Raw genomic sequence first — 18,759 nt, 5'->3', positions numbered from 1 at the left:
GAATAGACAATGCCAACCATCAATCAATTGGTTCGCAAAGGCCGCGCTTCAGAAACAGTGAAGAGCAAGTCGCCGGCTTTGCAGGACTGCCCGCAGCGTCGCGGCGTGTGCACTCGCGTGTACACGACGACGCCGAAGAAGCCGAACTCGGCACTTCGTAAAGTTGCAAAAGTTCGTCTGACGAACGGTTTTGAAGTCATTTCGTACATCGGTGGTGAAGGCCACAACCTGCAGGAACACTCGGTAGTGCTGATTCGCGGCGGCCGCGTGAAAGACTTGCCGGGTGTGCGTTACCACATGGTTCGCGGCTCGCTGGATACCCAGGGCGTCAAGGATCGTAAGCAAGCTCGCTCGAAGTACGGTGCGAAGCGCGCCAAGGCTGGCAAGTAAGTTTTTTGCCGGTTGAGCAGTACAGGTTGCCTGTAACAGGGCGTTCAAGCGGTGGTGCCGGATGTGCCGGTGCTGTCGAGTAAGTGGTCACCCGGCCAAGCTGGTTAGTCGATAGATAGATCGGGTTAGTTGGTGACCGTGGAGCCGAAGTGGCTCCAACTGAAAAATCAAAGGAAGAATCATGCCGCGTCGTCGCGAAGTCCCCAAGCGGGACATTTTGCCGGATCCGAAATTCGGCAACGTAGATGTAGCCAAGTTCATGAACGTGATCATGCTGTCGGGCAAGAAGTCGGTTGCCGAGCGTATCGTTTATGGTGCTTTTGAACAGATCCAGACCAAGGGTGGCAAGGACCCGCTGGAGGTGTTCACGGGTGCGCTCAACAACGTGAAGCCGGTTGTGGAAGTGAAAAGCCGCCGCGTTGGTGGTGCGAACTATCAAGTTCCAGTGGAAGTGCGTCCGTCGCGTCGTATGGCATTGGCGATGCGTTGGTTGCGCGAAGCTGCGAAAAAGCGCAGCGAGAAGTCGATGGCCCTGCGTCTCGCAGGTGAGCTTTCGGAAGCCGCGGAAGGCCGTGGCGGCGCGATGAAGAAGCGCGACGAAGTTCACCGGATGGCAGAAGCCAACAAGGCGTTCTCGCACTTCCGCTTCTAAGGCTGAAATTCAGGCCTCCCGACCTGGGACGAACGGAAAACCTCCGGGCGGGTGCGCTTACCAAGCGCCTCGCCCGTTTGTGTTAGGGCGTAACCGGCATGTGCCGGCTGCGTCGACCCAATTAAGGATTCAAAGTGGCTCGCAAGACACCTATCGAGCGCTACCGCAATATCGGTATTAGCGCTCACATCGATGCTGGCAAGACGACGACGACCGAACGCATTCTGTTTTACACAGGCGTGAATCACAAGATCGGTGAAGTTCACGACGGCGCAGCAACGATGGACTGGATGGAGCAGGAGCAGGAGCGCGGCATCACCATTACGTCGGCAGCAACGACGGCCTTCTGGAAAGGCATGGCCGGCGACCGCCCCGAGCACCGCATCAACATCATCGACACCCCGGGACACGTCGACTTCACTATTGAAGTTGAACGTTCCATGCGCGTGCTCGACGGTGCGTGCATGGTTTATTGCGCTGTGGGCGGCGTTCAGCCCCAGTCGGAAACCGTGTGGCGCCAGGCCAACAAGTACAAGGTTCCCCGTCTCGCGTTCATCAACAAGATGGACCGTACCGGCGCGAACTTCTTCAAGGTCTACGACCAGCTCAAGCTGCGTCTGAAGGCAAACCCGGTTCCGGTCGTCGTGCCTATCGGCGCGGAAGACACGTTCACGGGCGTTGTTGACCTGATCAAGATGAAGGCGATCATTTGGGACGAAGCGTCCCAGGGCACCAAGTTCTCGTACGAAGAAATCCCGGCAGAGCTCAAGGATACGTGTGACGAATGGCGCGAAAAGATGGTCGAAGCCGCCGCTGAGTCGAACGAAGAAATGATGAACAAGTACCTCGAAACGGGCGAACTGTCCGAAGAGGAAATCGTGAAGGGTCTTCGCGACCGTACGATTGCTTGTGAAATCCAGCCTATGTTGTGCGGCACCGCGTTCAAGAACAAGGGCGTGCAGCGCATGTTGGACGCTGTGCTCGACTTCCTGCCTTCGCCGATCGACATTCCGCCGGTTCTGGGCGAACTTGAAGATGGTGAGCGTGCTGAACGTCGCGCCGCTGACGACGAAAAGTTCTCGGCACTCGCGTTCAAGATCATGACCGACCCGTTTGTCGGCCAGTTGATCTTCTTCCGCGTGTATTCGGGTACGACCAAGTCGGGCGACACGCTGCTGAACGCGACCAAGGACAAGAAGGAACGTCTTGGCCGTATTCTGCTGATGCACGCAAACCAGCGCGAAGAAATCAAGGAAGTGCATGCAGGCGACATCGCTGCTGCGGTTGGCTTGAAAGACGCGACCACTGGCGATACGCTGTGCGATCCGGCGCATCCGATCGTTCTCGAGCGCATGATTTTCCCGGAGCCGGTGATTTCGCAGGCTGTGGAACCGAAGACCAAGCCTGACCAGGAAAAGATGGGCCTCGCGCTCAACCGCCTGGCTCAGGAAGATCCGTCGTTCCGCGTTCAAACCGACGAAGAGTCGGGCCAGACCATCATTTCGGGTATGGGCGAGCTGCACCTGGAAATTCTGGTTGACCGCATGCGGCGTGAATTCGGTGTTGAAGCAACCGTCGGCAAGCCGCAAGTTGCGTATCGCGAAACCATCCGCGGCAAGGCAGAAGACGTTGACGGCAAGTTCGTCAAGCAGTCGGGCGGTCGCGGTCAGTACGGCCACGCTGTCATTACGCTTGAGCCGAACGAGCAAGGCAAGGGCTATGAGTTCCTGGACGAGATCAAGGGCGGTGTGATTCCGCGCGAGTACATCCCGGCTGTGGACAAGGGTATCCAGGAAACGCTGAAAGCAGGCGTGCTGGCTGGCTTCCCGGTGGTCGACGTGAAGGTTCACCTGACCTTCGGTTCGTACCACGACGTTGACTCGAACGAAAATGCATTCCGCATGGCAGGTTCGATGGCGTTCAAGGAAGCAATGCGCCGTGCAAACCCGGTTATCCTCGAGCCGATGATGGCCGTGGAAGTCGAAACGCCGGAAGACTACATGGGCAACGTGATGGGCGACCTGTCGAGCCGTCGCGGTATCGTCCAGGGTATGGAAGACATGATTGGCGGCGGCAAGATCGTACGCGCTGAAGTCCCGCTGTCGGAAATGTTCGGCTACTCGACGTCGCTGCGTTCGGCGACGCAAGGTCGCGCTACGTACACGATGGAATTCAAGCATTATTCGGAAGCGCCGCGTAACGTCTCCGAAGCGATCATCAACGCTAAATCCAAGTAATTCGGCAGGCCAAAAGTCTTTAACCGATTAACAAATTTGAAAGAAGGTAATCATGGCAAAAGGTAAATTCGAACGGACCAAGCCGCACGTCAACGTAGGCACGATTGGTCACGTCGACCACGGCAAGACCACGCTGACGGCAGCAATCGCAACGGTGTTGTCGAAGAAGTTCGGCGGCGAAGCGAAGGCGTATGACCAGATCGACGCGGCGCCGGAAGAGAAGGCACGTGGTATCACGATCAACACGGCACACGTCGAGTACGAAACGGCTGCGCGCCACTATGCGCACGTTGACTGCCCGGGTCACGCCGACTATGTGAAGAACATGATTACGGGTGCAGCGCAGATGGACGGCGCAATCCTGGTGTGTTCGGCTGCAGACGGCCCGATGCCGCAAACGCGTGAGCACATCCTGTTGGCTCGCCAGGTTGGCGTGCCGTACATCATCGTGTTCCTGAACAAGTGCGACATGGTGGACGACGCCGAGTTGCTGGAACTCGTCGAAATGGAAGTGCGTGAGCTTCTGTCGAAGTACGATTTCCCGGGCGACGACACGCCGATCATCAAGGGTTCGGCCAAGCTGGCGCTGGAAGGCGACACGGGCGAGCTGGGCGAAGTGGCGATTTTGAACCTGGCTGATGCGCTGGACACGTACATCCCGACGCCGGAGCGTGCAATTGACGGTACGTTCCTGATGCCGGTGGAAGACGTGTTCTCGATCTCGGGTCGCGGCACGGTGGTGACGGGTCGTATCGAGCGCGGTATCGTGAAGGTAGGCGAAGAAATCGAAATCATCGGTATCAAGCCGACGGTGAAGACGACGTGCACGGGCGTGGAAATGTTCCGCAAGCTGCTGGACCAAGGTCAAGCGGGCGACAACGTGGGTATTCTGTTGCGCGGCACGAAGCGTGAAGACGTGGAACGTGGTCAAGTGCTGGCCAAGCCGGGTTCGATCACGCCGCACACGCACTTCACGGCCGAAGTGTATGTGCTGAGCAAGGACGAAGGCGGTCGTCACACGCCGTTCTTCAACAACTATCGTCCGCAGTTCTACTTCCGTACCACGGACGTGACGGGTTCGATCGAGTTGCCGAAGGACAAGGAAATGGTCATGCCGGGCGACAACGTGTCGATCACGGTGAAGCTGATCGCTCCGATTGCCATGGAAGAAGGTCTGCGCTTCGCTATCCGTGAAGGCGGTCGTACCGTCGGCGCCGGTGTCGTGGCCAAGGTTCTCGAGTAAAATCCTGAGCTTGCTTCAAAAGCTGTAGTTAGCAGTCGTGCCCGGGGCCGGGCGCACGTGCCTTACGCGTGCTCGGCTCCTTGCTCTTTTACCAAATCGACGGTGCAACACCGTCTCGCTCTTTTCAAGGAATTGTCATGGCAAACCAGAAAATCCGCATTCGCCTCAAGGCTTTCGACTATCGTCTGATCGATCAATCGGCAGCTGAAATTGTCGATACGGCCAAGCGGACTGGCGCAATCGTACGTGGCCCGGTGCCGCTGCCGACCCGTATCCAGCGTTTTGACATTTTGCGTTCGCCGCACGTCAACAAGGCGTCGCGCGATCAGCTTGAAATCCGTACGCACCAGCGCCTGATGGACATCGTCGACCCGACGGACAAGACCGTTGACGCGTTGATGAAGCTCGACCTGCCGGCTGGCGTCGACGTCGAAATCAAGTTGCAATAAGTTTCACCGCGCCGCTCTCGCGAGGAGTGGCGCTAAGTCTTTGATTGCTTGCGGAAAACGAAAAGCCTTGTTATACTCCAAGGCTTTTCGCGCATTTGCGCAAAAAAGTCGGTGCGATTCTCATGAATTGACCGGCATTTTGTAAATCAGCCCCGACCAATCGCAGTTGGGAATGGAGAAAACGATGAGCCTTGGACTCGTAGGTCGCAAGGTTGGCATGACCCGTATCTTTACGCCTGAAGGGGATTCGATTCCCGTCACCGTACTGGACGTGTCGGACAACCGAGTGACGCAGATCAAGTCTGTAGAAACGGATGGTTACATCGCCGTTCAAGTTGCATTCGGTACTCGCCGCGCATCGCGCGTGACGAAGCCGCTGGCAGGTCACCTTGCCAAAGCCGGCGTACAAGCTGGTGAAGTCCTCAAAGAATTCCAAATCGATTCCACAAAGGCTGCCGAGTTGTCGAACGGTACCGTGATCGGTACGGACATTTTCGAAGTGGGTCAGAAAGTCGACGTGCAAGGCGTGTCGATCGGTAAGGGCTACGCCGGTACCATCAAGCGTCACAACTTTGCTTCGGGTCGCGCATCGCACGGTAACTCGCGTTCGCACAACGTCCCTGGTTCGATCGGTATGGCGCAGGATCCGGGTCGTGTTTTCCCGGGTAAGCGCATGACGGGTCACATGGGCGACGAAACGGTTACGGTGCAAAACCTCGTGATCGCTCGCATTGACGCTGACCGCAATCTGTTGCTGGTTCGCGGCGCCGTTCCTGGCGCCAAGGGCGGCAAGGTTTTCGTGACGCCGGCAGTCAAGACGCGCGCTGTGAAAGGAGCGAAATAATGGAACTTAAGCTCCTGAACGCCAATGGTCAGGAAGGCACGGGTGTGAACGCATCGGACGTCGTGTTCGGTCGCGATTACAACGAAGCGCTGATCCATCAGGTCGTCACGGCCTATCAAGCCAACGCACGTAGCGGTAACCGCGCGCAGAAGGATCGTGAGCAAGTCAAGCACACGACCAAGAAGCCGTGGCGCCAAAAGGGTACGGGCCGCGCTCGTGCCGGTATGTCGTCGAGCCCGTTGTGGCGCGGCGGTGGCCGTATCTTCCCGAATTCGCCGGAAGAGAACTTTTCGCACAAGGTCAACAAGAAGATGCATCGCGCAGGTCTCTGCTCGATCTTCTCGCAGCTGGCCCGTGAAGGCCGTATCTCGGTAGTCGACGAGCTCACGCTCGAAGCGCCGAAGACCAAGCTGCTGGCCGAAAAATTCAAGGCAATGGGTCTGGAATCGGTTCTGGTCATCACTGACACGGTCGACGAAAACCTGTACCTCGCGTCGCGCAATCTGGCCCACGTGGCCGTTGTCGAGCCGCGTTACGCCGACCCGCTCTCGTTGATCTACTTCAAGAAGATCCTGATTACGAAGGCTGCGGTCGCCCAGATCGAGGAGTTGCTGTCATGAGCGAGATTCGCAAGAACGATCATCGTTTGATGCAGGTCCTGCTCGCGCCGGTGATCTCCGAAAAGGCGACGCTGGTGGCCGACAAGAACGAGCAAGTTGTGTTCGAAGTCGCGCCCGATGCCACGAAGCAGGAAGTGAAGGCTGCTGTCGAGCTGCTGTTCAAGGTAGAAGTCAATTCCGTCAACGTGCTGGTCACGAAGGGTAAAGCCAAGCGCTTTAGCCGCTTCATGGGCAAGCGCAAAGACGTGAAGAAGGCGTATGTCTGCCTGAAGCCCGGCCAGGAAATCAACTTTGAAGCGGAGGCCAAGTAATCATGGCAATCGTAAAAGTTAAGCCGACTTCGCCGGGTCGCCGCGCGATGGTCAAGGTGGTCAACAAGGACCTGTACAAGGGCAAGCCGCATGCAGCGCTGCTCGACGCACAGTCCGTGACCGCCGGCCGGAACAACTCCGGTCGCATCACGACGCGTCACAAGGGTGGCGGTCACAAGCAACACTACCGTATGGTCGATTTCCGTCGCAACAAGGACGGAATTCCGGCAAAGATCGAACGTCTTGAGTACGATCCGAACCGTAGCGCGAACATCGCGCTGGTTCTGTACGCAGACGGCGAGCGCAAGTACATCATCGCTCCGAAGGGTGCGACGGTGGGTCAATCGTTGATGTCTGGTTCGGAAGCGCCGATCCGCTCGGGTAACACCCTGCCGATCCGCAACATTCCGGTCGGTACGACGATTCACTGCATCGAGATGCTGCCGGGCAAGGGTGCGCAAATGGCGCGTTCGGCTGGTACGTCGGCAATGCTGCTGGCTCGTGAAGGCACGTACGCTCAGGTTCGCCTGCGTTCGGGTGAAATTCGCCGTGTGCACATCGAGTGCCGCGCGACGATTGGTGAAGTTGGCAACGAAGAGCACAGCCTCCGTCAAATCGGTAAGGCCGGTGCTAACCGCTGGCGCGGTATCCGCCCGACGGTGCGTGGCGTTGCAATGAACCCGGTCGATCACCCGCACGGTGGTGGTGAAGGTAAGACGGCAGCAGGTCGCGATCCGGTCAGCCCGTGGGGAACCCCGGCTAAGGGCTATCGCACCCGCAGCAACAAGCGCACGACGACGATGATCGTTCAGCGCCGTCACAAGCGCTAAGGAGTAAGCAATGGCACGTTCTGTTAAAAAAGGTCCGTTCTGCGACGCTCATTTGCTGAAGAAGGTTGAGGCTGCCGCAGCTGCGCGTGACAAGAAACCGATCAAGACCTGGTCGCGTCGTTCGACGATCCTGCCGGACTTCATCGGTCTGACGATCGCCGTTCATAACGGCCGTCAACACGTCCCGGTTTATGTTTCGGAAAACATGGTCGGCCACAAACTTGGCGAGTTCGCATTGACCCGTACGTTCAAGGGTCATGCAGCCGACAAGAAGGCCAAGAAATAAGGGGCTATCAAGATGGAAGTAAAAGCTATTCATCGCGGTGCCCGCATCTCGGCGCAGAAAACGCGTCTTGTGGCTGACCAGATCCGTGGTTTGCCGGTCGACAAGGCGCTGAACGTTCTGACGTTCTCGCCGAAGAAGGCGGCGGGTATTGTCAAGAAGGTCGTGTTGTCTGCGATCGCGAATGCGGAACACAACGAAGGCGCCGACATCGACGAGCTCAAGGTAACGAGCATCATGGTCGACAAGGCCGCTTCCCTGAAGCGTTTTACCGCGCGCGCAAAAGGCCGTGGTAACCGCATCGAGAAGCAATCCTGTCACATCACTGTGACGGTCGGGAATTAAGGAGCCATACGATGGGACAAAAAATTCATCCGACAGGCTTCCGTCTGGCTGTCAGCCGAAATTGGGCGTCGCGTTGGTACGCGAACAACACCAATTTCGCGTCGATGCTGCAGGAAGACATCGGTGTTCGTGAATACCTGAAGAAGAAGCTGAAGAACGCTTCGGTTGGTCGGGTGGTCATCGAGCGTCCGGCGAAGAACGCACGTATCACGATTTACAGCTCGCGTCCGGGCGTTGTGATCGGCAAGAAGGGTGAGGATATCGAACTGTTGAAGTCGGAACTGCAACGCCGCATGGGTGTTCCGGTCCACGTCAACATCGAAGAAATCCGCAAGCCGGAAACCGACGCACAGTTGATCGCTGATTCGATCACGCAACAACTCGAGCGCCGGATCATGTTCCGCCGCGCGATGAAGCGTGCGATGCAAAACGCCATGCGTCTGGGTGCCCAGGGCATCAAGATCATGAGCGCAGGCCGTCTTAACGGTATCGAAATCGCTCGTACGGAGTGGTATCGCGAAGGTCGCGTTCCGCTTCACACGCTGCGCGCAGATATCGACTACGCAACTTCGGAAGCGAAGACGACCTACGGCATCATCGGCGTCAAGGTGTGGGTCTACAAGGGCGACACGCTGGGCCGCAATGACGCACCGGTGGTCGAAGAAGTAGCCGAAGACAAGCGTCCGCGCCGCAACGCACGTCCGGGTGGCGATCGCCGTCCGCGTCGTGACGGTGAAGGTGGTGGTCCGGCAAACGCAGGTGCGCGCCGTGGCGCAGGCGCTCCCCGTCGTGCTGGCGGTGCCGGCGGCGACGGGAAGACTGGAGAATAACGATGCTGCAACCGAAACGCAGAAAGTATCGCAAAGAGCAGAAGGGTCGTAACACCGGCAAGGCGACGCGCGGCAACGCAGTGTCGTTCGGTGAATATGGTCTGAAAGCTATCGGTCGCGGCCGTTTGACCGCGCGCCAAATCGAAGCGGCGCGTCGTGCAATGACGCGTCACATTAAACGTGGCGGCCGTATCTGGATCCGCATTTTCCCGGACAAGCCGATTTCGCAAAAGCCGGCTGAAGTACGGATGGGTAACGGTAAAGGTAACCCTGAGTACTACGTCGCAGAGATTCAACCGGGCAAGATGTTGTATGAAATGGACGGTGTTACTGAAGAGTTGGCACGTGAAGCGTTCCGTCTGGCTGCAGCAAAGCTGCCGCTGAAGACGTACTTCGTTTCACGCCAGCTCGGCGCCTAAGGAGCAATGATGAAGGCTTCCGAACTTCACCAGAAAGACCAGGCCGCTCTCAATCAAGAGCTGACGGACCTGCTGAAGGCGCAATTCGGCCTGCGCATGCAACTCGCGACCCAGCAATTGACCAACAACAGTCAATTGAAGAAGGTTCGTCGCGATATCGCTCGTGTGCGGACCGTCCTGACTGAGAAGGCGAACCAGAAATGAACGATAGCGTAAAAACCTCGCTCAAGCGGACGCTGGTCGGCAAGGTCGTCAGCAACAAGATGGAAAAGACGGTCACCGTGCTGGTCGAGCATCGCGTAAAGCACCCGATCTACGGCAAGTACGTCGTGCGGTCGAAGAAGTACCACGCTCACGACGACGCGAACACGTACAACGAAGGTGATCTCGTTGAAATCCAGGAGACCCGTCCGATTTCCAAGACGAAAGCCTGGGTTGTGTCGAAATTGCTGGAAGCAGCACGCGTCATCTAAGCAGCAAAACCGCAACAAAGAAGTGTCGCAGTAACTTTCGCTTGCCAGACCGAAATTATGCGTTATAATTTCGGTCTTCCCTCTTTGTGGGAGCCCCATCGCGGGCGAAGTTGGTGGGGGAAGCCGGTGCAGGCGCCAAGCTTGTGCTGACAGATTCACCGGATTGCGATGGCGGGTTTCGTCTGCCCTCGCTGCCTGTTCTAACCCAAGCAGCCACCAGGCTGACGGGACCAAGACTGACCGGGTGCGCCATGGTGGCGTAACTGGATTAAGTTGGGAAAGATAAACCATGATTCAGACCGAAACTCGGCTTGAAGTTGCCGACAACACGGGTGCACGTGAAGTGATGTGCATCAAGGTGCTCGGCGGCTCGAAGCGTCGTTACGCTAGCATTGGCGACATCATCAAGGTGACCGTCAAGGAAGCAACGCCGCGCGGACGCGTGAAGAAGGGCGAAATCTACAACGCCGTGGTCGTTCGTACGGCCAAGGGCGTGCGCCGCCAGGACGGCTCGCTGATCAAGTTCGACGGTAATGCCGCCGTACTTTTGAATGCCAAGCTCGAGCCTATCGGTACGCGTATTTTCGGACCGGTTACGCGTGAATTGCGTAGTGAACGATTTATGAAGATCGTTTCGCTCGCGCCGGAAGTGCTGTAAGGAGTCGCGATGAATAAGATTCGCAAAGGTGACGAAGTTATCGTTACCGCTGGCAAAGATAAAGGCAAGCGCGGCGTCGTGCTGTCCGTTGGCGAAGAACGTGTGACGGTCGAGGGTATCAATCTCGTCAAGAAGCATGTCAAGCCGAACCCGATGAAGGGTACGACGGGCGGCGTAGAAGCCAAGACGATGCCGCTGCATATTTCGAACGTCGCATTGGTCGACGCGAATGGCAAGGCGTCACGTGTGGGCATCAAGGTCGAAGGCGACAAGAAGGTTCGCTTCTTGAAGTCGACCGGTGCCACGCTTAGCGTCTGACGCGGAGTAAAAAATGGCACGTCTGCAAGAATTTTATAAAGAGAAGGTTGTACCCGGCCTCGTTGAGAAGTTCGGCTACAAGTCCATCATGGAAGTGCCGCGCATCACCAAGATCACCCTGAACATGGGTCTTGGCGAAGCCGTCGCCGACAAGAAGATCATCGAAAACGCCGTTGGCGACCTGACGAAGATTGCTGGCCAGAAGCCGGTTATCACGAAGGCACGCAAGGCAATCGCTGGCTTCAAGATTCGTCAGGGCTACCCGATCGGCGCGATGGTTACGCTGCGCGGCCAGGCCATGTACGAATTTCTCGATCGTTTCGTGACGGTTGCGCTCCCCCGGGTTCGTGACTTCCGCGGTGTATCGGGTCGTGCGTTCGACGGTCGCGGCAACTACAACATCGGTGTGAAAGAGCAGATCATTTTCCCCGAGATCGATTACGACAAGATCGACGCGCTTCGTGGGCTGAACATCAGCATCACGACGACCGCGAAGACTGACGATGAAGCGAAGGCACTGCTCGCCAGCTTCAAGTTCCCGTTCAGAAACTGAGGTTACCGTGGCTAAACTGGCACTGATCGAACGTGAAAAGAAGCGTGCACGCCTTGCTGCAAAGTACGCTCCCAAGCGTACTGCGCTGAAGGCGGTCATCGATGACGCGAGCAAGTCGGACGAAGAGCGTTATGCCGCTCGTCTCGAACTGCAGCAACTGCCCCGCAACTCGAACCCCACTCGCAAGCGTAACCGCTGCGCGATCACGGGTCGTCCGCGTGGTACGTTCCGCAAATTCGGATTGGCACGCAGCAAGATTCGCGAAATCGCTTTCCGCGGCGAAATCCCTGGCCTGACCAAGGCGAGCTGGTAATAGGAGATACGTAAATGAGCATGAGTGATCCTATCGCCGATATGCTGACTCGCATCCGCAATGCGCAGATGGTTGAGAAAGTGTCGGTGACAATGCCCTCGTCGAAAGTCAAGGTTGCGATTGCGCAGGTTTTGAAGGACGAAGGTTATATCGACGATTTCGCAGTGAAGTCTGAAGGTGCGAAGTCGGAATTGAATATCGCGTTGAAGTACTACGCCGGCCGTCCGGTTATCGAGCGCATTGAACGCGTCTCGAAGCCTGGTCTGCGTGTGTATCGCGGTCGTAACGACATTCCGGTTGTGATGAACGGTCTCGGCGTTGCAATCGTGTCGACGCCCCAGGGTGTGATGACCGACCGCAAGGCGCGCCAGACCGGCGTCGGCGGCGAAGTCCTCTGCTACGTCGCTTAAGCCGAAAAGGAGAAGAAACATGTCTCGAGTAGGTAAAAGCCCGATTACGCTGCCGCAAGGCGCGGAAGTGGCCTTCAGCGGCGAAGCAATCACCGTGAAGGGCCCGCTGGGTACGATTACGCAAGCGGCCAACCCGCTTGTTACGGTAGCAAACGACAACGGCACGCTCAACTTCGCCCCGGCTGATGAAAGCCGTGAAGCGAATGCGATGTCGGGCACGATGCGCGCCCTCGTGGCGAACATGGTGAATGGCGTTACGAAGGGTTTCGAGCGCAAGCTGACGCTGGTTGGCGTTGGTTATCGCGCGCAGGCGCAGGGCGACAAGCTGAATCTGTCGCTGGGTTTCTCGCACCCCGTGGTGCACGCGATGCCGGAAGGCATCAAGGTTGAAACCCCGACGCAAACCGAAATCGTGATCAAGGGGATCGACAAGCAGAAAGTTGGCCAGGTCGCTGCGGAAGTTCGCGGTTACCGTCCGCCGGAGCCCTACAAGGGCAAGGGCGTGCGCTACTTCGGCGAAGTCGTCATCCTCAAAGAAACGAAGAAGAAGTAAGGGTGCGCAATCATGGATAAGACTCAATCTCGCCTGCGCCGCGCTAAACAGACGCGCGTCAAGATCGCTGAGCTGCAGGTCGCACGTCTGGCTGTGCATCGCACGAACACGCATATCTATGCGCAAGTGTTCTCGGCATGCGGCACCAAGGTGCTGGCAAGCGCGTCGACGCTCGAAGCTGAAGTGCGTGCCGAACTGGCCGACAAGACCGGTAAGGGCGGCAACGTCAACGCTGCGATCGCTGTCGGTAAGCGTATTGCTGAAAAAGCCAAGGCTGCCGGCGTCGAATCCGTCGCCTTCGACCGTTCAGGTTTCCGTTACCACGGCCGCGTGAAAGCGCTGGCTGATGCGGCACGCGAAGCCGGACTCAAGTTCTAAGGGAAGAATTCGTCATGGCAAAGATGCAAGCGAATGTGAAGGCTGAAGAACGCGACGACGGCCTCCGTGAAAAAATGATCGCGGTCAATCGCGTGACCAAGGTTGTGAAGGGCGGCCGGATTCTCGGTTTTGCCGCACTGACCGTGGTTGGCGATGGCGATGGCCGCATCGGCATGGGCAAGGGCAAAGCGAAGGAAGTTCCGGTTGCTGTTCAAAAGGCAATGGAACAAGCACGCCGCAACATGTTCAAGGTGCCGTTGAAGAACGGTACGCTGCAACACGAAGTGCACGGTAAGCATGGCGCATCCGCTGTTCTCCTGGCTCCGGCCAAGGACGGTACGGGTGTTATCGCCGGCGGCCCGATGCGCGCAGTGTTCGACGTGATGGGCGTTCAAAACGTTGTGGCGAAGAGCCACGGTTCGACGAATCCGTACAACCTCGTTCGTGCAACACTCGACGGCCTGCGCAAGCAGTCGACGCCGGGTGACATCGCGGCGAAGCGCGGCAAGTCCGTCGAAGATATTTTGGGCTAAGCCAGGTGGTCACCATGTCTGAAAAAACTGTCAAGGTTCAGCTCGTGAAGAGCCTGATTGGGACCCGCGAAACGCATCGTGCAACGGTGCGTGGTCTGGGCCTGCGCCGACTCAACTCGGTCAGCGAACTGCAGGACACGCCGGCAGTGCGCGGGATGATCAACAAGGTCTCGTACCTTGTCAAAGTCCTCAGCTAAGCGGCTGACCAGGGATCAAGGAGTTGAATATGGATTTGAATAACCTCAAGCCGGCAGAAGGCGCGAAGCACGCAAAGCGTCGCGTCGGTCGCGGTATCGGTTCCGGCCTCGGCAAGACTGCAGGTCGTGGTCACAAGGGTCAGAAATCGCGTTCGGGCGGCTTTCATAAAGTCGGCTTCGAAGGCGGCCAGATGCCTTTGCAACGTCGTCTGCCGAAGCGTGGCTTTAGCTCGCTGACGCGTGAGTTCGTTGGTGAAGTGCGCCTGTCGGATATCGAGAAGCTGCCGGTCGACGAAGTCGATTTGTTGGCTTTGAAGCAAGCCGGTCTGCTCGGCGTGCTCATTACGAGCGCAAAGATCATCAAGACGGGCGAACTGACGCGCAAGATCACGGTTAAGGGCCTCACCGCTACGAAGGGTGCTCGTGCTGCGATCGAAGCCGCTGGCGGCTCGTTCGCTGAGTAACGTGCGCGTGTTGTCGTTGTTAGCGAAAGCATCGGAGAAGGTTCTTGGCTAATAGCCCGAGTCTCGCAAAATCCGGTCGAAGCGCTGCGAAGTTCGGCGATTTGCGTCGGCGTGCAATGTTCTTGCTGCTGGCGCTGATCGTCTATCGTATCGGTGCGCATATTCCGGTGCCGGGTATCGACCCGGATCAGCTGGCGAAGCTTTTCCAGAGTCAGTCAGGCGGCATCCTTGGCATGTTCAACATGTTCTCGGGTGGCGCACTGTCCAGGTTCACGATCTTCGCGCTTGGGATCATGCCGTACATCTCGGCGTCGATCATCATGCAGCTGCTCTCGATCGTTTCGCCGCAAATGGAAGCGCTGAAGAAAGAAGGGCAGGCAGGACAACGGAAGATCACGCAGTACACGCGTTATTTCACTGTTGTGCTGGCTACGTTCCAGGCGTTTGGTATTGCGGTGGCGCTGGAAAATCAGGCTGGGCTCGTTATCGATCCTGGCATGGTGTTCCGGTTGACGACGGTAGTGACGTTGGTGACCGGCACGATGTTCCTGATGTGGCTGGGTGAGCAGATCACGGAACGCGGACTGGGCAACGGCATCTCGATCATCATTTTCGGCGGTATTGCGGCGGGTTTCCCGAACGCAATCGGTGGTCTCTTTGAGCTGGTTCGCACTGGCTCCATGAGTATCATCTCGGCGATCATCATCGTCGTGCTGATTGCGGCGGTTACGTTCGTGGTGGTTTTCATCGAACGCGGCCAGCGCAAGATCCTGGTGAACTACGCAAAGCGTCAGGTCGGAAACAAGATTTACGGCGGTCAGTCTTCGCATTTGCCGCTGAAGTTGAACATGTCGGGTGTGATTCCGCCGATCTTCGCGTCGTCGATCATCCTCTTCCCGGCAACTATCCTGAACTGGTTCAGTTCAGGTACGCGGACCGGCTGGTTCGCGAACACGCTGCACAACGTTGCCGAGGCGCTCAAGCCTGGCCAGCCGGTGTACGTGTTGCTGTACGCGATGGCGATCGTTTTCTTCTGCTTCTTCTACACCGCGCTGGTGTTCAACAGCAGAGAAACGGCCGACAACCTGAAGAAGAGTGGTGCATTCGTTCCCGGGATTCGTCCGGGCGACCAGACGGCGCGGTATATCGATCGGATCCTGACGCGTTTGACGCTGGCTGGTGCGATCTACATCGTGTTCGTTTGCTTGCTGCCAGAGTTCCTGGTGCTGCGTTGGAACGTACCGTTTTACTTCGGTGGAACATCACTGCTGATCATTGTGGTGGTCACGATGGATTTCATGGCGCAGGTTCAGTCTTACGTCATGTCGCAACAGTATGAATCGCTGCTCAAGAAGGCGAACTTCAAAGGCAGCAACGTCCCGATGCGCTGATAAGGACCGTGGTCAGGGGCGGCACGAGTTGAAGGATAGCTCTGCCGTCACTGGATACAGATCCGGGCGACAAGGTAACGGTTGAGTTGACCCCTTACGATCTGTCTCGTACACGGATCGTGTTACGGGCGAAGTGATTTGAAAAAAGGGTAATATCATGAAAGTGATGGCATCGGTTAAGCGCATTTGCCGCAATTGCAAGATCATCAAGCGCAAGGGCGTTGTGCGCGTGATTTGCAGCTCTGATCCGCGCCACAAACAGCGTCAAGGCTGAACGCCGCGCTTTTGCTTGCGCTTTTTGTTTGAGGAAAAACAATGGCTCGTATCGCAGGGGTTAACATCCCGAATCACCAGCATACTGAAATCGGCCTCACGGCAATTTTCGGTGTAGGCCGCACGCGCGCACGCAACATTTGCGTCTCGTCTGGTGTGGAGTTTTCGAAGAAGGTCAAAGACCTCACTGACGCAGACCTCGAAAAGCTGCGAGAAGAAGTGGGTAAGTTCATCGTAGAAGGCGACCTGCGTCGCGAAGTGACGATGAATATCAAGCGCCTGATGGACTTGGGCTGCTACCGTGGCGTTCGCCATCGCAAGGGCTTGCCCATGCGTGGACAGCGCACACGTACGAATGCCCGTACCCGCAAGGGTCCGCGTCGTGCAGCGCAATCGCTGAAGAAGTAAGCGGAATATAGTTACAGGAAAACGTAATGGCTAAGGCTTCGAACAACTCCGCGGCGCAACGCGTTCGCAAGAAGGTCAAGAAGAACGTCGCCGAGGGCGTAGTTCACGTTCACGCGTCGTTCAACAACACCATCATCACGATCACCGATCGCCAGGGCAATGCACTCGCCTGGGCTACGTCGGGTGGCCAGGGCTTCAAGGGATCGCGTAAATCGACCCCGTTTGCAGCTCAGGTCGCAGCCGAATCGGCTGGCCGCGTGGCGATGGAATACGGCGTGAAGAACCTCGAAGTGCGGATCAAGGGCCCCGGTCCTGGCCGTGAATCGGCGGTGCGTGCGCTGCATGGTCTTGGCATCAAGATCACCGCAATCTCCGACGTGACACCGGTTCCGCACAACGGTTGCCGTCCGCCGAAGCGTCGTCGTATCTAAGGCGTCGCGTAACGCTTTGACCTGTTGACGCTCGCGCGTCGACAGGTTGCTTGCGTTATGAAATCTGCGTTAAGAATACTGACTAAGCCCACCGTTCGATCCATCGAGTTCGAACTAGCGCGAACGTATTTCGCGTGATCAATTATTAAGGATGCAAAGTGGCACGTTATACCGGTCCTAAAGCAAAGTTGTCCCGCCGTGAAGGTACTGATCTTTTCCTGAAGAGCGCACGCCGTTCGCTCGCCGACAAGTGCAAGCTCGACAGCAAGCCGGGTCAGCATGGTCGTACGTCGGGCGCTCGTACGTCTGACTACGGTACGCAGTTGCGCGAAAAGCAAAAGGTCAAGCGCATCTACGGCGTACTTGAACGTCAATTCCGCCGTTATTTCGCTGAAGCTGATCGCCGCAAGGGCCCGACGGGCGAAAACTTGCTGCAATTGCTCGAGTCGCGTCTGGACAACGTCGTCTACCGCATGGGCTTTGGCTCAACGCGCGCTGAAGCGCGTCAGCTGGTCGGCCACAAGTCGATCACGGTAAACGGTGTAGTGAACAACATTCCGTCGATGCAAGTTAAGGCAGGCGACGTGGTTGCTGTTCGCGAACAGTCGAAGAAGCAAGTCCGTATTCTGGAAGCGCTGAACCTGGCTGAGCAAGGCGGAATGCCGAGCTGGGTGACGGTCGATGCCAAGAAGTTCGAAGGCACGTTCAAAGCCATGCCGGATCGCGCTGACATTGCTGGCGATATCAACGAAAGCCTGATCGTCGAATTGTATTCGCGTTAATCGGATTAGCGGCCGGGGCACCCTGATTGCGGAAGGCAAGGGGTTGCCTCGGCTGTTTATTTTCGGGTTGTCACCGGTCAGCCTTATCGGCGTAACGAGCCGAGGGTATTGAAAAGGAAAACCTATGCAAACCAGTTTGTTGAAGCCCAAGATTATTGCAGTCGAATCGCTTGGCGATAGCCACGCGAAAGTGGTCATGGAGCCGTTCGAACGGGGCTATGGTCACACCTTGGGTAACGCGCTTCGGCGCGTGCTGTTGTCGTCGATGATTGGTTATGCGCCGACCGAAGTGACGATTGCAGGCGTCGTGCATGAGTATTCTACGCTCGACGGCGTGCAAGAAGATGTGGTCAACCTGCTGCTGAATTTGAAGGGCGTCGTTTTCAAGCTGCATAACCGCGACGAAGTCACGGTTACGTTGCGCAAGGACGGCGAAGGTGTTGTTACGGCCGGGGATATCGAACTCGCTCACGATTGCGAAGTCATCAATCCGGGTCACGTGATTGCGCATCTTTCGAAGGGCGGCAAGCTCGACGTTCAGATCAAGATTGAAAAGGGCCGCGGCTATGTCCCGGGCAATGTGCGTCGCTACGGCGAAGATTCGGCGAAGATTATTGGCCGCATCGTGCTGGACGCGTCGTTCTCGCCGGTTCTGCGCGTGAGCTACGCTGTTGAAAGCGCTCGTGTCGAGCAACGTACCGACCTCGACAAGCTCGTGATGAACATCGAAACCAACGGCGTGATTTCGCCCGAGGAAGCGATTCGTCAGTCAGCCCGTATCCTGGTTGACCAGTTGTCGGTGTTCGCGGCTCTGGAAGGCACGGAAGCAGCGGCAGAAGCACCGTCGCGTGCGCCGCAGATCGATCCGATCCTGCTGCGTCCGGTCGATGATCTCGAACTCACGGTTCGTTCGGCGAACTGCCTGAAGGCTGAGAACATCTATTACATCGGCGATTTGATCCAACGCACGGAAAACGAATTGCTGAAGACGCCTAACCTCGGTCGCAAGTCGCTGAACGAGATCAAGGAAGTCTTGGCATCGCGTGGTTTGACGCTGGGTATGAAGCTCGAAAACTGGCCGCCGGCTGGTCTCGACAAGTAAGTACAAGCTGCACGCTTGACTGGCAAAGATGCGGATTTTCCTTTAAAATCCGCATCTTGCTTTTTCTAC

At 57.2% G+C, this 18,759-nt stretch carries 31 protein-coding genes and 1 pseudogene; all 32 read left to right on the top strand.

Annotation, left to right across the window (positions count from 1 at the left end; all coding sequences use genetic code 11):
* Window positions 1-9 precede the first annotated feature (9 nt).
* The gene (gene rpsL / locus AXG89_RS04440; protein ID WP_035935550.1) at window positions 10-390 is read left to right on the top strand and encodes a 30S ribosomal protein S12; all 381 of its coding nucleotides are present in this window, start codon (window positions 10-12) and stop codon (window positions 388-390) included.
* Window positions 391-571: 181 nt separating this feature from the next.
* The gene (rpsG, locus tag AXG89_RS04435; RefSeq protein ID WP_031361587.1) at window positions 572-1,042 is read left to right on the top strand and encodes a 30S ribosomal protein S7; all 471 of its coding nucleotides are present in this window, start codon (window positions 572-574) and stop codon (window positions 1,040-1,042) included.
* Between the two features lie 134 nt (window positions 1,043-1,176).
* Entirely contained in the window at window positions 1,177-3,279 is a 2,103-nt protein-coding gene (fusA, locus tag AXG89_RS04430) for an elongation factor G (protein ID WP_062000490.1), read from the top strand.
* Window positions 3,280-3,331: 52 nt separating this feature from the next.
* A complete protein-coding gene (gene tuf, locus AXG89_RS04425) occupies window positions 3,332-4,522 on the top strand; it encodes an elongation factor Tu (RefSeq protein ID WP_062000489.1) in 1,191 nt (396 codons plus the stop codon).
* A gap of 137 nt (window positions 4,523-4,659) precedes the next feature.
* The gene (gene rpsJ, locus AXG89_RS04420) at window positions 4,660-4,971 is read left to right on the top strand and encodes a 30S ribosomal protein S10 (RefSeq protein ID WP_056355405.1); all 312 of its coding nucleotides are present in this window, start codon (window positions 4,660-4,662) and stop codon (window positions 4,969-4,971) included.
* 184 nt (window positions 4,972-5,155) lie between these two features.
* Complete coding sequence (rplC, locus tag AXG89_RS04415) at window positions 5,156-5,815, top strand: 50S ribosomal protein L3 (protein ID WP_056355628.1); 660 nt, start codon at window positions 5,156-5,158, stop codon at window positions 5,813-5,815.
* Complete coding sequence (gene rplD / locus AXG89_RS04410; protein WP_056355407.1) at window positions 5,815-6,435, top strand: 50S ribosomal protein L4; 621 nt, start codon at window positions 5,815-5,817, stop codon at window positions 6,433-6,435. Before rplC ends, rplD begins: the two co-directional genes overlap by 1 nt.
* Window positions 6,432-6,746 (top strand): 50S ribosomal protein L23, encoded by a 315-nt coding sequence (gene rplW, locus AXG89_RS04405; RefSeq protein WP_062168153.1) that lies wholly within the window; start codon window positions 6,432-6,434, stop codon window positions 6,744-6,746. Before rplD ends, rplW begins: the two co-directional genes overlap by 4 nt.
* A 2-nt stretch (window positions 6,747-6,748) precedes the next feature.
* Complete coding sequence (gene rplB, locus AXG89_RS04400; RefSeq protein ID WP_062000488.1) at window positions 6,749-7,576, top strand: 50S ribosomal protein L2; 828 nt, start codon at window positions 6,749-6,751, stop codon at window positions 7,574-7,576.
* Between the two features lie 10 nt (window positions 7,577-7,586).
* Complete coding sequence (gene rpsS / locus AXG89_RS04395) at window positions 7,587-7,862, top strand: 30S ribosomal protein S19 (RefSeq protein ID WP_031361579.1); 276 nt, start codon at window positions 7,587-7,589, stop codon at window positions 7,860-7,862.
* A 12-nt stretch (window positions 7,863-7,874) separates the two neighbouring features.
* A complete protein-coding gene (gene rplV / locus AXG89_RS04390; protein WP_031361578.1) occupies window positions 7,875-8,204 on the top strand; it encodes a 50S ribosomal protein L22 in 330 nt (109 codons plus the stop codon).
* An 11-nt stretch (window positions 8,205-8,215) separates the two neighbouring features.
* Window positions 8,216-9,034 carry a 30S ribosomal protein S3 gene (rpsC, locus tag AXG89_RS04385; RefSeq protein ID WP_056355412.1) on the top strand — a complete coding sequence of 273 codons (819 nt, stop codon included), beginning with the start codon at window positions 8,216-8,218 and terminating at the stop codon, window positions 9,032-9,034.
* A 2-nt stretch (window positions 9,035-9,036) separates the two neighbouring features.
* Window positions 9,037-9,453 carry a 50S ribosomal protein L16 gene (rplP, locus tag AXG89_RS04380; protein WP_031361576.1) on the top strand — a complete coding sequence of 139 codons (417 nt, stop codon included), beginning with the start codon at window positions 9,037-9,039 and terminating at the stop codon, window positions 9,451-9,453.
* A 9-nt stretch (window positions 9,454-9,462) separates the two neighbouring features.
* Window positions 9,463-9,657, top strand: a complete 195-nt coding sequence (gene rpmC, locus AXG89_RS04375; protein ID WP_047845339.1) for a 50S ribosomal protein L29 — start codon at window positions 9,463-9,465, stop codon at window positions 9,655-9,657.
* Window positions 9,654-9,926 carry a 30S ribosomal protein S17 gene (gene rpsQ, locus AXG89_RS04370; protein WP_056355415.1) on the top strand — a complete coding sequence of 91 codons (273 nt, stop codon included), beginning with the start codon at window positions 9,654-9,656 and terminating at the stop codon, window positions 9,924-9,926. The genes rpmC and rpsQ overlap by 4 nt, the downstream gene beginning before the upstream one ends.
* A gap of 289 nt (window positions 9,927-10,215) precedes the next feature.
* Window positions 10,216-10,584 (top strand): 50S ribosomal protein L14, encoded by a 369-nt coding sequence (gene rplN / locus AXG89_RS04365; protein WP_006052212.1) that lies wholly within the window; start codon window positions 10,216-10,218, stop codon window positions 10,582-10,584.
* Between the two features lie 9 nt (window positions 10,585-10,593).
* On the top strand, window positions 10,594-10,902 hold the full coding sequence (gene rplX, locus AXG89_RS04360) for a 50S ribosomal protein L24 (RefSeq protein WP_056355419.1): 309 nt from the start codon (window positions 10,594-10,596) through the stop codon (window positions 10,900-10,902).
* A 13-nt stretch (window positions 10,903-10,915) separates the two neighbouring features.
* Window positions 10,916-11,455, top strand: a complete 540-nt coding sequence (gene rplE / locus AXG89_RS04355) for a 50S ribosomal protein L5 (RefSeq protein WP_035933066.1) — start codon at window positions 10,916-10,918, stop codon at window positions 11,453-11,455.
* A 7-nt stretch (window positions 11,456-11,462) separates the two neighbouring features.
* The gene (gene rpsN / locus AXG89_RS04350) at window positions 11,463-11,768 is read left to right on the top strand and encodes a 30S ribosomal protein S14 (protein WP_031361570.1); all 306 of its coding nucleotides are present in this window, start codon (window positions 11,463-11,465) and stop codon (window positions 11,766-11,768) included.
* Window positions 11,769-11,782: 14 nt separating this feature from the next.
* Complete coding sequence (gene rpsH / locus AXG89_RS04345; RefSeq protein ID WP_031361569.1) at window positions 11,783-12,178, top strand: 30S ribosomal protein S8; 396 nt, start codon at window positions 11,783-11,785, stop codon at window positions 12,176-12,178.
* Window positions 12,179-12,197: 19 nt separating this feature from the next.
* A complete protein-coding gene (rplF, locus tag AXG89_RS04340) occupies window positions 12,198-12,731 on the top strand; it encodes a 50S ribosomal protein L6 (protein WP_062000487.1) in 534 nt (177 codons plus the stop codon).
* Between the two features lie 12 nt (window positions 12,732-12,743).
* The gene (gene rplR, locus AXG89_RS04335; RefSeq protein WP_056355425.1) at window positions 12,744-13,109 is read left to right on the top strand and encodes a 50S ribosomal protein L18; all 366 of its coding nucleotides are present in this window, start codon (window positions 12,744-12,746) and stop codon (window positions 13,107-13,109) included.
* A 14-nt stretch (window positions 13,110-13,123) separates the two neighbouring features.
* Complete coding sequence (gene rpsE / locus AXG89_RS04330) at window positions 13,124-13,642, top strand: 30S ribosomal protein S5 (protein WP_031361566.1); 519 nt, start codon at window positions 13,124-13,126, stop codon at window positions 13,640-13,642.
* Window positions 13,643-13,656: 14 nt separating this feature from the next.
* The gene (rpmD, locus tag AXG89_RS04325) at window positions 13,657-13,839 is read left to right on the top strand and encodes a 50S ribosomal protein L30 (protein ID WP_056355429.1); all 183 of its coding nucleotides are present in this window, start codon (window positions 13,657-13,659) and stop codon (window positions 13,837-13,839) included.
* Window positions 13,840-13,868: 29 nt separating this feature from the next.
* On the top strand, window positions 13,869-14,303 hold the full coding sequence (gene rplO, locus AXG89_RS04320) for a 50S ribosomal protein L15 (protein ID WP_062000486.1): 435 nt from the start codon (window positions 13,869-13,871) through the stop codon (window positions 14,301-14,303).
* Window positions 14,304-14,347: 44 nt separating this feature from the next.
* Window positions 14,348-15,694, top strand: a complete 1,347-nt coding sequence (gene secY, locus AXG89_RS04315; protein WP_062000485.1) for a preprotein translocase subunit SecY — start codon at window positions 14,348-14,350, stop codon at window positions 15,692-15,694.
* Window positions 15,695-15,756: 62 nt separating this feature from the next.
* A pseudogene (gene infA, locus AXG89_RS42965) lies at window positions 15,757-15,831 on the top strand (translation initiation factor IF-1); the annotation flags it as partial.
* Between the two features lie 20 nt (window positions 15,832-15,851).
* Window positions 15,852-15,968, top strand: coding sequence for a 50S ribosomal protein L36 (gene rpmJ, locus AXG89_RS04305; RefSeq protein ID WP_004199844.1), 117 nt, complete (start codon window positions 15,852-15,854; stop codon window positions 15,966-15,968).
* 41 nt (window positions 15,969-16,009) lie between these two features.
* Window positions 16,010-16,375 carry a 30S ribosomal protein S13 gene (gene rpsM / locus AXG89_RS04300; protein WP_062000484.1) on the top strand — a complete coding sequence of 122 codons (366 nt, stop codon included), beginning with the start codon at window positions 16,010-16,012 and terminating at the stop codon, window positions 16,373-16,375.
* A 26-nt stretch (window positions 16,376-16,401) separates the two neighbouring features.
* The gene (gene rpsK, locus AXG89_RS04295; RefSeq protein WP_006052224.1) at window positions 16,402-16,806 is read left to right on the top strand and encodes a 30S ribosomal protein S11; all 405 of its coding nucleotides are present in this window, start codon (window positions 16,402-16,404) and stop codon (window positions 16,804-16,806) included.
* Between the two features lie 158 nt (window positions 16,807-16,964).
* Entirely contained in the window at window positions 16,965-17,588 is a 624-nt protein-coding gene (rpsD, locus tag AXG89_RS04290) for a 30S ribosomal protein S4 (RefSeq protein WP_062000483.1), read from the top strand.
* A 124-nt stretch (window positions 17,589-17,712) separates the two neighbouring features.
* Window positions 17,713-18,690 carry a DNA-directed RNA polymerase subunit alpha gene (locus tag AXG89_RS04285; protein WP_062000482.1) on the top strand — a complete coding sequence of 326 codons (978 nt, stop codon included), beginning with the start codon at window positions 17,713-17,715 and terminating at the stop codon, window positions 18,688-18,690.
* The last annotated feature ends 69 nt before the right edge of the window (window positions 18,691-18,759 follow it).

It is taken from the genome of Burkholderia sp. PAMC 26561 (assembly GCF_001557535.2).
Taxonomy (GTDB): domain Bacteria; phylum Pseudomonadota; class Gammaproteobacteria; order Burkholderiales; family Burkholderiaceae; genus Caballeronia.
Note: the sequence above shows the minus strand (reverse complement) of the source record. Positions and strands in the feature narration are given on the sequence as shown.

Bases quoted from the DNA above. Each gene is read 5' to 3' on its own strand.
- rpsL (WP_035935550.1), top strand. From the start codon at position 10: ATGCCAACCATCAATCAATTGGTTCGCAAAGGCCGCGCTTCAGAAACA.
- rpsG (WP_031361587.1), top strand. From the start codon at position 572: ATGCCGCGTCGTCGCGAAGTCCCCAAGCGGGACATTTTGCCGGATCCG.
- tuf (WP_062000489.1), top strand. From the start codon at position 3,332: ATGGCAAAAGGTAAATTCGAACGGACCAAGCCGCACGTCAACGTAGGC.
- rpsJ (WP_056355405.1), top strand. From the start codon at position 4,660: ATGGCAAACCAGAAAATCCGCATTCGCCTCAAGGCTTTCGACTATCGT.
- rplC (WP_056355628.1), top strand. From the start codon at position 5,156: ATGAGCCTTGGACTCGTAGGTCGCAAGGTTGGCATGACCCGTATCTTT.
- rplD (WP_056355407.1), top strand. From the start codon at position 5,815: ATGGAACTTAAGCTCCTGAACGCCAATGGTCAGGAAGGCACGGGTGTG.
- rplW (WP_062168153.1), top strand. From the start codon at position 6,432: ATGAGCGAGATTCGCAAGAACGATCATCGTTTGATGCAGGTCCTGCTC.
- rplB (WP_062000488.1), top strand. From the start codon at position 6,749: ATGGCAATCGTAAAAGTTAAGCCGACTTCGCCGGGTCGCCGCGCGATG.
- rpsS (WP_031361579.1), top strand. From the start codon at position 7,587: ATGGCACGTTCTGTTAAAAAAGGTCCGTTCTGCGACGCTCATTTGCTG.
- rplV (WP_031361578.1), top strand. From the start codon at position 7,875: ATGGAAGTAAAAGCTATTCATCGCGGTGCCCGCATCTCGGCGCAGAAA.
- rpsC (WP_056355412.1), top strand. From the start codon at position 8,216: ATGGGACAAAAAATTCATCCGACAGGCTTCCGTCTGGCTGTCAGCCGA.
- rplP (WP_031361576.1), top strand. From the start codon at position 9,037: ATGCTGCAACCGAAACGCAGAAAGTATCGCAAAGAGCAGAAGGGTCGT.
- rpmC (WP_047845339.1), top strand. From the start codon at position 9,463: ATGAAGGCTTCCGAACTTCACCAGAAAGACCAGGCCGCTCTCAATCAA.
- rpsQ (WP_056355415.1), top strand. From the start codon at position 9,654: ATGAACGATAGCGTAAAAACCTCGCTCAAGCGGACGCTGGTCGGCAAG.
- rplN (WP_006052212.1), top strand. From the start codon at position 10,216: ATGATTCAGACCGAAACTCGGCTTGAAGTTGCCGACAACACGGGTGCA.
- rplX (WP_056355419.1), top strand. From the start codon at position 10,594: ATGAATAAGATTCGCAAAGGTGACGAAGTTATCGTTACCGCTGGCAAA.
- rplE (WP_035933066.1), top strand. From the start codon at position 10,916: ATGGCACGTCTGCAAGAATTTTATAAAGAGAAGGTTGTACCCGGCCTC.
- rpsH (WP_031361569.1), top strand. From the start codon at position 11,783: ATGAGCATGAGTGATCCTATCGCCGATATGCTGACTCGCATCCGCAAT.
- rplF (WP_062000487.1), top strand. From the start codon at position 12,198: ATGTCTCGAGTAGGTAAAAGCCCGATTACGCTGCCGCAAGGCGCGGAA.
- rplR (WP_056355425.1), top strand. From the start codon at position 12,744: ATGGATAAGACTCAATCTCGCCTGCGCCGCGCTAAACAGACGCGCGTC.
- rpsE (WP_031361566.1), top strand. From the start codon at position 13,124: ATGGCAAAGATGCAAGCGAATGTGAAGGCTGAAGAACGCGACGACGGC.
- rpmD (WP_056355429.1), top strand. From the start codon at position 13,657: ATGTCTGAAAAAACTGTCAAGGTTCAGCTCGTGAAGAGCCTGATTGGG.
- rplO (WP_062000486.1), top strand. From the start codon at position 13,869: ATGGATTTGAATAACCTCAAGCCGGCAGAAGGCGCGAAGCACGCAAAG.
- rpmJ (WP_004199844.1), top strand. From the start codon at position 15,852: ATGAAAGTGATGGCATCGGTTAAGCGCATTTGCCGCAATTGCAAGATC.
- rpsM (WP_062000484.1), top strand. From the start codon at position 16,010: ATGGCTCGTATCGCAGGGGTTAACATCCCGAATCACCAGCATACTGAA.
- rpsK (WP_006052224.1), top strand. From the start codon at position 16,402: ATGGCTAAGGCTTCGAACAACTCCGCGGCGCAACGCGTTCGCAAGAAG.
- AXG89_RS04285 (WP_062000482.1), top strand. From the start codon at position 17,713: ATGCAAACCAGTTTGTTGAAGCCCAAGATTATTGCAGTCGAATCGCTT.